This is a genomic window from Acidimicrobiia bacterium, assembly GCA_036271555.1.
In the GTDB taxonomy this organism is placed as follows: domain Bacteria; phylum Actinomycetota; class Acidimicrobiia; order IMCC26256; family PALSA-610; genus DATBAK01.
The window spans coordinates 47,516-61,493 of the sequence record DATBAK010000062.1 but is presented as its reverse complement, the minus strand read 5'-3'; the positions used below and the strand labels follow the sequence as shown (position 1 = coordinate 61,493).

10 protein-coding genes are annotated in these 13,978 nt (G+C 69.2%); 5 read left to right on the top strand and 5 right to left on the bottom strand.

Annotated elements, in window-relative coordinates; translation table 11 throughout:
• Nucleotides 1–96 precede the first annotated feature (96 nt).
• Nucleotides 97–3,606: a DNA polymerase III subunit alpha gene (dnaE, locus tag VH914_15290; GenBank protein ID HEX4492571.1), complete on the top strand. Its 3,510-nt coding sequence runs from the start codon at nt 97–99 to the stop codon at nt 3,604–3,606.
• A gap of 143 nt (nt 3,607–3,749) precedes the next feature.
• On the opposite strand, the gene VH914_15285 is transcribed toward dnaE, so the two are convergent.
• The 5 genes from VH914_15285 to VH914_15265 form a co-directional block, all read right to left on the bottom strand.
• Nucleotides 3,750–4,514 carry an SAM-dependent methyltransferase gene (locus tag VH914_15285; protein ID HEX4492570.1) on the bottom strand — a complete coding sequence of 255 codons (765 nt, stop codon included), beginning with the start codon at nt 4,512–4,514 and terminating at the stop codon, nt 3,750–3,752.
• A 37-nt stretch (nt 4,515–4,551) separates the two neighbouring features.
• Nucleotides 4,552–5,487 carry an alkaline phosphatase family protein gene (locus VH914_15280; protein HEX4492569.1) on the bottom strand — a complete coding sequence of 312 codons (936 nt, stop codon included), beginning with the start codon at nt 5,485–5,487 and terminating at the stop codon, nt 4,552–4,554.
• A 99-nt stretch (nt 5,488–5,586) separates the two neighbouring features.
• Nucleotides 5,587–6,447 carry an LLM class F420-dependent oxidoreductase gene (locus tag VH914_15275; GenBank protein ID HEX4492568.1) on the bottom strand — a complete coding sequence of 287 codons (861 nt, stop codon included), beginning with the start codon at nt 6,445–6,447 and terminating at the stop codon, nt 5,587–5,589.
• A gap of 295 nt (nt 6,448–6,742) precedes the next feature.
• Nucleotides 6,743–7,186, bottom strand: coding sequence for a cupredoxin domain-containing protein (locus VH914_15270; GenBank protein ID HEX4492567.1), 444 nt, complete (start codon nt 7,184–7,186; stop codon nt 6,743–6,745).
• A 183-nt stretch (nt 7,187–7,369) separates the two neighbouring features.
• Complete coding sequence (locus VH914_15265) at nt 7,370–7,663, bottom strand: hypothetical protein (GenBank protein ID HEX4492566.1); 294 nt, start codon at nt 7,661–7,663, stop codon at nt 7,370–7,372.
• 232 nt (nt 7,664–7,895) lie between these two features.
• On the opposite strand from VH914_15265, the gene npdG reads away from it, so the two are divergent.
• From npdG to thrS, 4 genes are all read left to right on the top strand, one after another.
• Nucleotides 7,896–8,546, top strand: coding sequence for an NADPH-dependent F420 reductase (gene npdG, locus VH914_15260; protein HEX4492565.1), 651 nt, complete (start codon nt 7,896–7,898; stop codon nt 8,544–8,546).
• Between the two features lie 101 nt (nt 8,547–8,647).
• Complete coding sequence (cysS, locus tag VH914_15255) at nt 8,648–9,850, top strand: cysteine--tRNA ligase (protein HEX4492564.1); 1,203 nt, start codon at nt 8,648–8,650, stop codon at nt 9,848–9,850.
• Nucleotides 9,847–11,829, top strand: a complete 1,983-nt coding sequence (locus tag VH914_15250) for a hypothetical protein (protein HEX4492563.1) — start codon at nt 9,847–9,849, stop codon at nt 11,827–11,829. Before cysS ends, VH914_15250 begins: the two co-directional genes overlap by 4 nt.
• Before the next feature lie 148 nt (nt 11,830–11,977).
• The gene (gene thrS / locus VH914_15245) at nt 11,978–13,978 is read left to right on the top strand and encodes a threonine--tRNA ligase (protein HEX4492562.1); all 2,001 of its coding nucleotides are present in this window, start codon (nt 11,978–11,980) and stop codon (nt 13,976–13,978) included.

Genomic DNA, 13,978 nt, shown 5'->3' with positions numbered 1-13,978 from the left:
GCGCGCCTAGGCTCGAATCACACGCCTGTAGTTATCCCCAAGCGGTGGATAACTCGGCGGGAGCGGAGATCTCGAGGGAGCGGTAGTCCGGCCGTCATGCCCAAATCGTTCGTCCATCTGCATCTCCACACCGAGTACTCGATGCTCGACGGGGCCTCGCGGATCGGCGACGTCATCCGGGCCGCGGTCAGCGACGGCCAACCCGCGGTCGGCATCACCGACCACGGGAACATGTACGGCGTCCTCGACCTCTACCGCGCCGCGCGCGAGGCGGGGATCACGCCGGTGCTCGGCATGGAGGCGTACTTCACCGACGGCTCGCGCTTCGACCGTCCGAAGCGGTCCGAGCACGAGATCTACCACCTCACGCTGCTCGCGGAATCGAACATCGGCTACCACAACCTGATCCAGGTCAGCAGCGCCGCGTATCTCGACGGCTACTACTACAAGCCGCGCACCGACTGGGAGCTGTTCGAGCGTCACCACGAGGGATTGATCGCGACGACGGGCTGCCTCGGTGGTCTCGTTCCGCAGCTCATCCTGAACGGGCAGGAGAAGGAGGCGCTCGAGGCCGCCTCGCGCTTCCAGGACATCTTCGGCAAGGACAACTTCTTCGTCGAAGTGCAGGATCACGGGCTCGACGACGACGCGCGCGTGAGCAAGCCGTTGCTCGACATCGCACGCGCGATCGGCGCGCCGCTGCTCGCGACGAACGACAGCCACTACACCGAGGCGAACGAAGCGGAAGCGCACGACGCGTTGCTCTGCGTGCAGACCGGCGCGCTCATGAGCGACACGAACCGCTTCCACTTCGAAGGCAACGACTTCTACATCAAGAGCGCGGCCGAGATGCGCCACGTCTTCCGAGACCTTCCCGAATCGTGCGACAACACGCTGCTCGTCGCGGAGCGTTCCAACACCGAGATCTCGTTCGGCAACGACGTGCTGCCGTCGTTCCCCGTGCCGCAGGGGCACGACGAGGACTCCTACCTGCGCGAGCTGTGCTTGGAGGGTGCGAAGGATCGCTACGGGCAGTCGCCACCGCTGCACGTGCTCGAGCGGCTCGAGTACGAGCTCGGCGTCATCAAGACGATGGGGTTCTCGGCGTACTTCCTCGTCGTCTGGGACCTCGTGCGCTACGCGAAGTCGCACGGCATCCGCGTCGGTCCCGGACGGGGGAGCGCCGCGGGTTCGTGCGTCGCGTACTGCCTGCGCATCGTCGACATCGACCCGATCAAGTACGACCTGCTCTTCGAGCGCTTTCTCAACCCGGGCCGCAAGCAGATGCCCGACATCGACATGGACTTCGAGGCGCGCTACCGCGGCGAGATGATCCGCTACGCGGCGCAGCGCTACGGCGCGGATCACGTCGCGCAGATCGTCACCTTCAGCACGATCAAGGCGCGCGCCGCGGTACGCGACGCCGCGCGGGTGCTCGGCTATCCGTACGGCCTCGGCGACAAGGTCGCGAAGCTCATGCCCCCGCTCATCATGGGGCGCGACACGCCGCTGCGCGCGTGCTTCGAAGAGGAGCCGAAGTTCGCCGACGGCTTCAAGATGGCCGGCGAGCTGCGCGATCTCTACGAGGTCGATCCCGACGCGCGGCGCGTCCTCGACGTCGCGCGCGGGCTCGAAGGGCTCCGGCGTCAGGACGGCATCCACGCCGCCGCGGTCGTCATCACGCGCGATCGCCTTACCGAGTACCTGCCCGTGCAACGCAAGCCGGAGCCGGGCACACCGATCGAGGAATCGCCGATCGTCACGCAGTACGAGATGCACGGCGTCGAGGAGCTCGGGCTCCTCAAGATGGACTTCCTCGGCCTCCGCAACCTCGACGTCATCTCGATCGCGGTCGCCCTCATCGAGCAGTCGACCGGCGTCAAGGTCGACGTCGACTCGATCGACATCGAGGACGTGGCCACCTTCGAGCTGCTGCGCCGCGGTGACACGATTGGTGTGTTCCAGCTCGAGGGCGGGCCGATGCGCGCGCTGCTCCGCGCGGTCGCGCCCACCACGTTCGAGGACCTTTCCGCCGTCGGCGCCCTCTACCGACCCGGTCCGATGGCGCAGAACTGGCACACCGAGTACGCCGAGCGCAAGAACGGGCGCCGGCCCGTGAAGTACGACCACCCGGACCTCGAAGAGGTGCTCGCGCCGACGTACGGGCTCGTCGTGTACCAGGAACAGCTCATGCACGTGTCGCAGAAGCTGGCCGGGTACTCGCTCGAAGAGGCCGACAACCTGCGGAAGGCGACCGGCAAGAAGATCCGCGAGATGATCGCGAAGGAACGCACGAAGTTCGTCGAGGGCTGTGTGCGCAACGGCCACACCGCAGACTTCGCGGAGGCCTACTTCGACAAGATCGAGCCCTTCGCCGACTACTCGTTCAACAAATCGCACACCGTCGCGTACGGGCTCGTCACGTACCAGACCGCGTTCCTCAAGGCGAACTATCCGATCCAGTACTTCGCCGCGCTGCTCACGAGCGTCAAGACGAACCTCGACAAGGCCGCGGTGTATCTGAACGAGTGTCGGCAGATGGACGTGCCGGTCCTCATCCCCGACGTCAACGAGTCCGAGAGCGATTTCGGTGTGCGCCTCGATCCCGCGATCGGGGCGGGCGGCGCGATCCGCTTCGGACTCTCGGCGGTGCGGAACGTCGGCGAGGGGGTCGCCGAGCTCATCCTGGTTGCGCGCCGCGAGGGCGAGCCCTTCACCGATTTCTACGACTTCTGCGAACGTGTCGACCCGCTCGCGCTGAACAAGCGCACGATCGAGTCGTTGATCAAGGCCGGCGCGTTCGACGCGCTCGGCCATCCGCGCCAGGGACTGCTGCTCGTGTTCGAGCAGATCGTCGACCGCATCCTCAAGCGCCGCCGCGAGCGCGACCAGGGCACGCTGTCGTTCTTCGACCTCGCGCCCGAGGCCGCCGGCGGTACCGAGGTCTTCGACGAACGCCTGCCGATCCCCGACGTCGAGTTCGACAAGGGACAGCAGCTCGCGTTCGAGAAGGAGATGCTCGGGCTGTACGTGTCGGACCATCCGCTGCTCGGCGCGCGACGCGTGCTCTCGCGCCTCGCCGACTGCACGATCGCGGAGTTGCTCGAGCTCGACGACGGATCGATGCGCGTCGTCGCCGGCATCGTGAGCGGGCTCAACCGGAAGTACACGAAGCGCGGCGACCTCATGGCGACGCTCGTGCTCGAGGATCTCGGCGCGACCGTCGAGGTGATGGTGTTCCCGAAGACGATGCAGCAGTACGGCGAGCTGCTCGCGTCCGACGCGATCATCACGATCAAGGGGCGCGTCGACGGGCGCGAGGACACGCCGAAGATCATCGCGATGGAGATCACCCGGCCCGAGATCGTGCTCGACTCGGGGCCGACCGTGCGGTTACGCGTGCGGCCGGGTGTGCTCACCGGGCCGAAGGTCGACCGTTTGCACGAGATCCTGCGCGCGCACCCCGGCGACAGTCCCTTCTTCGTGCACCTCGTGAGCGCGGAGAAGGAGACGGTGCTGAAGCTCGGCGACGAGTTCGCGTGCGATCCTCGCACCGACCTGTTCGCCGAGCTGCGTATCGCGTTCGGCCCCGACTGCATCGCGTAATTGTCGGTCGCGCTCGCTGCGGGCCCGGATACCCGGCCCGCGAGCGCTCGCCGCTCGTGCGAGCTTGTTGCGCTCCTCCGTCGCTCCCCTCGCCGCGTGGGAGCGAGTTGGTTGGATGCGTCGACGCTGCGCGCGCCTTCGGACTACCGCTTGCGGAGCTCGATGAGGAAACGCTGCGCGTGGGACGTGAACACCCCGTCGTCGCGTATCCGCGCGTGCAGGTCCACGAGTCGATCGCGGTACCGCTCCACGGTGAAGTCGGGCACGGTCCAGATGACCTTGCGCAGGAAGTAGACGACGGCGCCGACGTCGGAGAAGTCGACTCGCAGCGACACCTGTCGAAGGTCGACGAGCTCGAGCCCGTTCGCAGCGGCCTCGGCGACCGCGCGTTCCGGAGCGCGGGCGTCGCCCGGCTGCTGCGGACCCATGACGAACTCCGTGAGCTCGCGGTTCGTTTCCGGCCCGACGTGTTGCGCGAAGTAGTGGCCGTCGCGGTCGAGGACGCGCGCGACCTCGTCCCAGCGAGTCATCACGGGATGGCGCGAGATGACGAGGTCCAAGGCACCCGAACCGAACGGCAGCGGGCCGTCGTCGGTCGCGGCCGCGACGGTTCCGCGGAACCGCTTCAGCCGCTCCGTCGCGAGCGCGCGGTTCGGTGCCCACGATTCGGTCGCGGCGATCGTGCCCGGACGCTGCGTCGCGCGGTCGAGAACCTCGGCGAACACCTCGGCCCCACCGGTCTGCACATCGAGCACGGCGCGTGCGCGCTCGAGTCGCGGCACGACCATGCGCGTGTAGCCCCACGGCGGTCGCTCCTCGGTGGCCCGACCGTCGAGCCACGAGAAGTCCCATCCCTCGATCGGCGCGCGCTCGGCCGCCGTGATCAGCTCGTCCGGATCGTTGGGCACGAGCCGAGCATGGCAGCCGAGCGACGCGCGCAGTCGGTTAGAGGTTGAAGGCCTTCGCCATGCTCTTCGCCGTGACCGCCTTGGCGAGCGGCGGCACGCCGAGCAGATCCTCCGTCGTGCGCAGCAGCGAGTAGTGGTTGAAGAGCTTCGCCGACTTGGTCCCGGCCTTCGTGCTGGGGCTGGCCACGATCGCCGCGATGTGGCAGCCGATGTCGGTCGTGTTCCGCGCGCAGTCGTTGCTCGTGCCGCCCTCGCCCTCGTCCCACGTCAGCACGACGGCGGTGGTCCCGGCCGCGTACGCGGGGCTGTCGAAGATCGCTTGGAGGTTCGTCGACAACCATGCGTCGCCGGTGGCCACGCCCGCGTTGTGCGTGTCATCGACGAGGTTGGGCGTGATGAACGAGAACGCCGGCAACGTGTTGTTCGCGAGGTCGGTCGACAGGCTCGTGTAGGGGACGTCGTTGGTCGAGCATCCGCTCAGCGTCCGGAAGTACGGCGGCGGGTTGTGGCGCACCGCGTAGTTGCCGCTGTTGGTGACGGAGCAGTTCGAGGGCATCGACTCCTCGTACGCCTTCCACGACGACACCTGCCCGAAGATGCTCGGCGCGGCCGTGCGGCAGGTCTTCGACACCGTGCAGTCCGACGCGAACTTGTTCCTGACCGTCGTCATCGGCAGTCCGCTCGTCGCGGCGATGTAGTTGGGAAGGCTCGGGTGCGTGATGTTGTGGTAGTTCGTCGCGAGGCCGCACTCGTTCGCCAGCGTGTTCGCGTAGGGCGCGTCGGGCGACCCGATAATCGTGTCGTAGCTGTGGTTCTCCATGAAGACCCAGATGACGTGCTGGTAGACCGGCGCGATCCGGGTCTGACCGCACGGCGACGAGGCCGTCGGCCGGGCGCCGGCGACGGCCGGCGTCGCGACGCCGAGTCCCATGAGGGCGAGGCACACACAGAGCAGCAGCGACTTCCGTTTCACGACATTGACCCCCGTTTGGCTGGCGATCCCCACCGCTGACCCCATCCTGCCTGATCGGGGTGCGCTGCGCCCGCGGGTCCGGCGGGGCCGGCGCGCCGCTCAGGCCTTGGCGATGATCTCCTCGGAGAAGCGGCCGAGGTTGGTCTGCAGCGAGTCGAGGTCGAAGCCGAGCGGCGGGATCGTGTAGCGCGCGACGCCGAGGTCGGCCGCGCGCTTCACCGAGTCGAGGTCGAGCCCGCCGCCGCTCGTGACCTCGATGGCGTCGGCATCGCGACCCGCGTCGCGCGCCGACGCACGCATCACGTCGAGCAGCTCTTCGAGTCCGTTGCCGGGACCGCGGCCGGGAAAGAAGCCGTCGCCGATGCGCCCGGCGCGACGCGCTGCGGGCTCGGAGTGACCGCCGACGTGGATCGGCACGGTCGCGCCGTTCGCGGGTTTCGGGTACGAGTTGAGCTCCGCGAAGTTCGTGAACTCGCCGGAGTACGCAGTGCTCTCCTCCCGCCAGACCCGGCGCAACACGTCGACGTACTCGTCGGTGCGCGCGCCGCGTCGTTCGAACGGAATGCCGAGCGCGTCGAACTCCTCACGCAGCCAGCCCACGCCGATGCCGAGATCGACGCGCCCGCGCGACAACCGGTCGAGCGTCGCGACTTCCTTCGCGAGCACGAGCGGATTGCGCTGCGGAAGGATCAGGATCCCGGTGCCGAGCCGGATGTTCGTGGTCGCGGCGGCGACGTACGCGAGCCAGATCAGCGGATCGGTGATCGCGACCTGCTCGCCGCCGGGCATCTTGCCGTCGGGCGAGTACGGATACGGCGACGAGTAACCGCTCGGGACGACGACGTGCTCGACCGTCCAGAGCGACTCGAAGCCGAGCTGCTCGCACAGCTGCGCGAGGGGCGCGGCGCGCTCGGGGTCACCGAGCGGACCGGCATTGGCGAACGCAAGACCGAATTTCATGCGGCGAAAGCTACTGACCGACCTCCGCACAAAGGAAACGCTCCGGCCGATTCGGCCGGAGCGTCTCGAGATCGGGGTCGATCGCGCCACCGGGCGCGTCCGGAGCCGTCAGCTGCGCGGTCAGGGCCGCTGCATCGGTCGAGGGCTCGTGCGTGTCACGCGACGGCGACCGACCCGGTGACTCTCCGGTGGACTGTCCTCGCTCATGCGCACCTCCTGGTGTGCTTCGCTCGACGACTGTAGGCCCGCGTTCGCGGGCGCGGAAGAGGGTCCGTCCGGCCGGCTCGACCGGCGCTCAGCTCGTCACGGTGAAGTCGGTGTGCATTCCGCTCTTGAAGTGCGACGTCGAGCCGTCGACACGGTTGCAGAACAGCACGTACTTGCCCGCCGACATGGTCACGGTGAGGGTCTTGCTCTTTCCCGGATCGATGTCCTCGACCTCGCCGAGGTGGTTCGAATCTGAGATCTTGTCCTCGTTGACCTCGCCATCGGTCTTCAGCGGCAGCGAGGCTGCGCCCGCGGCGCGGTCGACAACGAACTCGTGCGTGAACGTGCCGTTGTTCGTGACCTTGAAGGTCACTTTGCCGGCGGCGACGCTGGTCGCGTCCGGGATGATCTTGTAATCCACCTCCGAGACGTTGACCTTCTTCCCGCTGCTTCCGCCCCCGCAGCCGGCCAGCGCGCCGGTCGCGATGGCCAGGAGGAGCGCGGCAGACCACACACCGAGACGAGTTGTCATTGCTCGACCACCTTTCCGTTGCTCTCCGGCGGTGGAGCTCCCGACACGGAATTCTCGGGAGGTCCACCGCCGGCTCTCAGAAACCTCTCATACCTCGTACCCGGCCGGGCGAGGGCGCACTCGGTTTCTCGAGATCGCCCCCGGCCCTGCCTCCGGTGGGTGCTGCGAGGGGTCGCGGCGCTCCTATGGATCGACGCGGATCGCCCTGTGTCGCTGCGCATCGACGACCACCCGCGCACCGAGCCGATCGCGCAACGTGATCGTGAGGCGACGGACGTAGCCGATGGCCGCGAACGCGACCGCCGCGCCGCTCGACGACGGTCCCGGAGTCGCGACCGCCGAGACCAAGACGGCGACGGCAGACGCCGACTCCGCGAGGTGCGCCTCATTGCTCACACCGCACGCGCCGGCGCCCGCGGCGCCTCCGACGAATGAGATCGTGAGTACCCGCGGTTCGGTCGTGCGCTTCGCGCTCATCAGCTCCGAGCCAATCGGGCCCCTCGGCGGTTCGTAGAGCGCCGACGGAGCGACCGCGAGTACGGCCGCGGGATCCGAGACGCCTTGGAACGAGAGCAGCCACGCGGGCAGCACGAGGGCGTGGTGATCGCTTCGGAGTCGAAGCCTGCGTTCACGACGGCACTGAGACGCGAGAAGCGCACCTGGTTCCGGCGCCAAGGGGCACTCGCCGAACTCCACCTATATTTCTCCGATGCGCATCGGCATTCTGGGGGCCACCGGCCCGGCCGGTCGGGGGCTCGCCGCCCGATTGGCGAGCGTCGGCCACGAAGTGCTCTTCGGCTCCCGAGAGGTCGAGCGGGCCAAGCAGGTCGTCGAGGAGCTGCGAGTCGAGTGGGGTGACCGGGTCGCCGGCTGCATCCCTTGTGACAACGCGTGGGCCTGCGACGCGCCGGTCGTGATCCTGGCGGTGAACTCCGACTCCGCGATCTCGACGGTGAAGCAGCACGCGGGCCGGCTCGCGGGCAAGGTCGTCGTCTCGATGGCGAACCACCTCGTGCGCAACGGCAAGGAGTTCAACGCGGTCCTCCCGCCCCACGGGTCGATCGCCGCCGAGATCCAGTCGCTGCTCTGGGACTCGAAGGTCTGCACGGCCTTTCACCTCGTGCCCGCGGCCGAGTTCGGCGAGCTCGACCACGAGATGGAGAGCGACGTCGTGGTGCTCGGCGACGACGACGATGCCCGCCGCACGCTCATGGAGATCACGAGCAGCATCCCGAAGCTCCGCCCGCTCGACGGCGGGTCGCTCCAGAATGCGGTCGGCATGGAGACGTTCGCCGCGGTGCTGCTCACGATCAACGTGCGGCACAAGGGTCGGGCCAGCCTTCGTCTCATCGGTGTTTGATGGTCGCGCTCGCTGTGCTCGCCGCTCCCGACGCTTCAGCCCCCGAGTCGGGCGGGCGGCAGAGCCACCTGCCCGTTCCGGCGAGAACACGGATCTGAGTCATGAAGCTCTACGACACCTCGCGCGCGGAGGTCGTGCCGTTCGAGCCGCCGCACACGGTCCGCATGTACGTGTGCGGCATCACGCCGTACGACTCGACGCATCTCGGTCATGCCGCGACCTACCTCACGTACGACCTGCTCGTGCGCCGGCTCGAGGACCTCGGTCACGAAGTGCGGATGGTGCGCAACATCACCGACGTCGACGACTCGATTCTTCCCAAGGCGCGTGAGCTCGGTGTGCCGTACCTCGAGCTCGCCGAGGCCGAGATGGCGCGCTTCCGCTCCGACATGGACGCGCTCGACATGCGCCCGCCGCTCTCGGAGCCGCGCGCGACCGAGGCGATCGACGGCATCATCGACCTCGTCGCGCGTCTGCTCGACGGCGGGCACGCGTACGTCGCGAACGGCACCGTCTACTTCGACGTGTCGGGCTTTCCGAAGTTCGGTGCGCTCTCGCACTACTCGCGCGACAACATGGTGCGCCTCGCGCGCGAGCGTGGCGGCAACCCCGACGATCCGCACCGGCGCGCGCCGCTCGACTTCGTGCTCTGGCAACCGTCGTTGCCCGACGAGCCCTCGTGGCCGGCGCCGTTCGGTGTCGGTCGGCCCGGCTGGCACATCGAGTGCTCGGCGATGGCGATGGCCGAGCACGGTCCGACGCTCGACCTGCACGGCGGTGGTACCGACCTGATCTTCCCGCACCACGAGTGCGAGATCGCGCAGAGCGAGTCGCTCACCGGCGAACCGTGCGCACGGCACTGGATGCACTCGGCGATGGTGAGCTACGAGGGCGAGAAGATGTCGAAATCGCTCGGCAACCTCGTGTTCGTGAGCGACCTGTTGAAGCACGCCGACGCGCGCGCGGTGCGCCTTGCGTTGATGCAGCACCACTATCGCTCGGGCTTCGAGTGGTACGACTCGGAGATCGACGAGGGGAGTGCGCTGCTCAACCGGTTGCTTGCGGCCGCGGAGTGTCCCGACGGTCCCGACCCGCGGCCCTACGCGCAGCGGGTCCGGGATGCGCTCGACGACGACCTCGACGCGCCCCGTGCGCTCGAGGCGCTCGACGACCTCGCGAGCGCGGTGCTGTCGGGCGGTGACGACGCGTCGGCGCCGGTCGTGCTGCGCGAGCTCGGTGCGCTCGTGGGCGTCGACCTCACGCGACCGGCCTCGACCGCGGGCGGACCCAGCCGGGGGGCGTGACCGCGCCGGGGGAGGAAGCCGCTGCGAGCTGGGGCGGCGCGCGCTGGCGCCTCCGAGATCTCGTGCGCGGTGAACGACTGGTCGCGGCCGCGGTACTCGCGCTGTTGCTCGTGCCGTTCGCGGTCGCGCTCGCGCGCGGCTTCGCCGACGGCATCGTGCCGCGCGGCGACGCCGCGAACGTCGCGACCCGCGCCCTCGACGTCTTCAGTCACCATCCGCCGCTGACGGGACTGCCGTCGACATCCCAGATGTACGGCGACCGCATCTCGACCGATCATCCGGGACCGATCGAGTTCTACTTCCTCGCGGCGCCGTTGCGCGTGCTCGGCATGACGGCGGGTCCGCTGCTCACGGCCGCCGCGATCAACGCCGCGTGCGTGCTGCTCGCGGCGTGGACGGTGTTCCGGCGGCTCGGGTCGCGTGCCGCGCTGTGGGCCACGGTGCTGTTGCTCGCCGCGCTGTGGTCGACCGGAACCGTCATCCTCACCGACACGGTGAGCTCGAACATGGTGCTGTTTCCGACGCTCGCGGCGGCAACGCTCGCGTGGGCGGTCGCCGACGGCGACGTACGCCTGCTCCCGCTGACCGCGCTCGTCGCGAGCTACGCCGCGCAGCAGCACCTGTCGGGAACGCTCGTCGTCGCGGCGCTGGTCGCGGTCGCGCTCGCCGCGGTCGTCGTCGACACGACGCGCCGCCGTCGATCCGGTGACGCGGATGCAACCGTGTTGCTCCTGCGCTGGTCGGCCGCCGCCGCGGTCGTCGCCGCGGTCGCGTGGGTCCCGGTCGTGATCGACGAGCTGACCGGCCATCCCGGCAACCTCACCGCGATCGTCCGCTTCGCGCGCGACGGCAGCCGCCCGGCCGTCGGCGCCGGTTCCGCGATCGACCAGGTCGGCCGCGCGATCGTGCCGCCGACGGTGTTCGCGCACACCGACACGACGGGAATCTGGTTCCTCGGCTCGATCGGCCCGTTCCGCGTCGCGATCGCCGCGTTGATCGTCGTCGGGCTCGGTGTGATCGCGTGGTGGGTGCGGCGCGAGTCGCCCGCGTTGTCGCGGCTCGCGCTCGTGGCGTTGGTCGCGCTCGGCGCCGCGCTGCTCGACGGCAGCAACATCCCGCGCGGCACGGAGGCGTGGCGCGTCAACCTCTACCACTGGGTCTGGGCCGCGGTGTTCCTCACGTGGCTCGCGCTGGGCATCGCGATCGCGCGCGTCGCCGGCCGCGTGCGGGTTGCGGCTCCCAACTGGCTCGGTCCGGCGGCGCTGCTCGTCGCGAGCGCGGTGATCGCGACCGCGGTCGGCGTCGTGCGAGGCGCGGACGACAAGGCCGCGCAACCCGCGGCGAGCGCACTCGAAGCGCGCGTGGCACGCGCCGTGCTCGACCGCGTGGACGAATCACATCCGGTCGCGGTCGTGCCGACCGGCGTGGGCGCGACGATCGCGGTCGCGCCGTACACCGTGTTCCGGCTCGTCCGCGCGGGCGTGCCCGTCGAGGTCACCAGCGCGCAGACGCAGACCTACGGCACCAATCGGCGTTACCGCGCGGGCACACCGGTCGTGTTGATCGTCAGCGGAACGGGCCAGCTCCCGCGTTCACCGGGCACGCTGCTCCTGCGCGACGACGTGTCACGCGAGCGCAGCGCGCTGCTCGACGATCTTGCGCGCACGCTGACGCGAGGACCGGTCGAGCTCGCTCCCGACGCGACGGCGATCGTGCATCGCCACTACTCGGGTGTGACCCGGCAGCTGGTCGACGCGCTGCTCCCGCAGCTCGCGTCGAGCCCGCGCGCCGCGCTCGCGCTGCCGGAGGTAGACCGCATGTTGCTCGCGGGTGTGCTGCGCGCGCCGGTCGTCGACCGCGCGCAGTTGCATCGGCTGCTCGCATTCCCTCCCGATACCGACACCGAGGGTGGCGACGAGCAGGTCGCGGTGTATCTGCTCGACGGCCAGCAGGCACGCGCCGCGCACATCGCCGGCTGAGCGCGGCGAGCGCGGTCGTCGGGAGCAGTTCCCGCAGGACCGGCCGGGTCGCTGTGCGGCCCGGCCGACCCCGAGACCGATGCGTCAGGAGCGGCGAGCGGAGCGAGCGCGACCGGAAAACGCAGGGCGCGCTGATACCCTCCGGCGGGTGAGCGACGCCATCGTGATCACGCTGCCCGACGGAACGACGCGCGAGGTCGCGACGGGCACGACGCCCGCCGACATCGCGGCGTCGATCGGCAAGCGGCTGGCGAAGGCGACCGTCGCCGCGAAGGTCGACGGGGACTGGGTCGACGCCGAGCGACCGGTCACGCACGACGCCAAGGTCGAGCTCGTCACGAGCGACTCCGACGACGGACGCGAGGTGCTGCGCCACTCGACCGCGCACGTGCTCGCACAGGCGGTGACCGATCTCTTCCCCGGCGCGAAGTACGCGATCGGTCCCGCGATCGCCGACGGCTTCTACTACGACTTCGAGCTGCCGAACGGCGCGCACTTCAGCGAGCACGATCTCGAGCGCATCGAAGCGAAGATGCGCGAGATCATCAAGGCCGACCAGAGGTTCGTGCGCGACGAGGTCGACTACGACGCGGGCTTCGACGTGTTCGCCGACCAGCCCTACAAGCGCGAGATCATCGCCAAGGTCCGCACCGGCGAAGCCGACTCCGACGACTCGGGCGAGGCGAGCGGCGACGGTGGCGTGTCGCTGTACCGCAACGTCGCGCGCGACGGCGACACCGTCGACTTCGTCGACCTCTGCCGCGGTCCGCACGTGCCGTCGACGGGGAAGCTCGGCTCGTTCAAGCTCACGAAGGTCGCGGGCGCGTACTGGCGCGGCGACGAGAAGCGCCCGATGCTCCAGCGCATCTACGGCACCGCGTGGGAGTCCGACAAGGCGCTCGCGGAGCACTTGCATCGTCTGGAGGAAGCCGAGCGGCGCGATCACCGCCGACTCGGCGCGGAGCTCGACCTCTTCTCGTTTCCGGACGAGATCGGATCGGGACTCGCGGTCTTCCATCCCAAGGGCGGCATGATCCGCAAGGTCATGGAGGACTACTCGCGTCAGCGTCACGAAGAGGCCGGCTACCTCTTCGTGAACTCTCCGCACATCACGAAGGCGGAGCTGTTCGAGACGTCGGGCCACCTCGACTTCTTCGCCGAGGGCATGTTCCCGCCCATGGAGCTCGACGGCGGCACGCAGTACTACCTGAAGCCGATGAACTGCCCGTTCCACATCTTGATCTACCGGAGCCAGACGCGGTCGTACCGCGAGCTCCCGGTGCGGTACTTCGAGTTCGGTTCGGTGTACCGGTACGAGAAGTCGGGTGTGGTGCACGGCCTCACGCGTGTGCGCGGCATGACCCAGGACGACGCGCACATCTTCTGTGCGCGGGAGCAGATGGCCGGCGAGCTGCACTCGCTGCTCGTGTTCGTGCTCGACCTCCTGCGCGACTACGGACTCGACGACTTCTACCTCGAGCTCTCGACGAAGCCGCCGGGCAAGGCGATCGGCGCCGACGAGGATTGGGACGAGGCGACGGAGGCGCTGCGCACCGCGGCGTCGAAGATGGACCTCGAGCTCGTGCTCGACGAGGGCGGCGGCGCGTTCTACGGCCCGAAGATCTCGGTGCAGGCGCGCGACGCGATCGGGCGCACGTGGCAGATGTCGACGATCCAGCTCGACTTCCAAGAGCCGCAGCGCTTCGACCTCCACTACGTCGCCGCCGACAACGAGCGCAAGCGGCCGATCATGATCCACCGCGCGCTGTTCGGCTCGGTCGAGCGGTTCTTCGGTGTGCTCGTCGAGCACTACGCGGGCGCGTTCCCCGCGTGGCTCGCGCCGGTGCAGGCGACGGTCCTACCGGTCGCCGACCGCCACGACGACTACGCGTGGAGCGTCGTCGAGCGACTTCGAGGCGGCGGCTTCCGCGCCGAGATGCTCGACGGTGCCGCGGGTGGGCTCGGCAAGCGCATCGGCCGCGCGAAGCGCGAGAAGGTGCCGTACGTGCTCGTCGTCGGCGACACCGACGCGGAGTCGAACACCGTCGGCGTGAACGCGCGCGGCGGCGACGCGCCCGAGCGCGATGTGCCCGTCGACGTGTTCGTCGATCGGCTCGCGCTCGAGGTCGCGGAGCGCCGCACCCGCTGA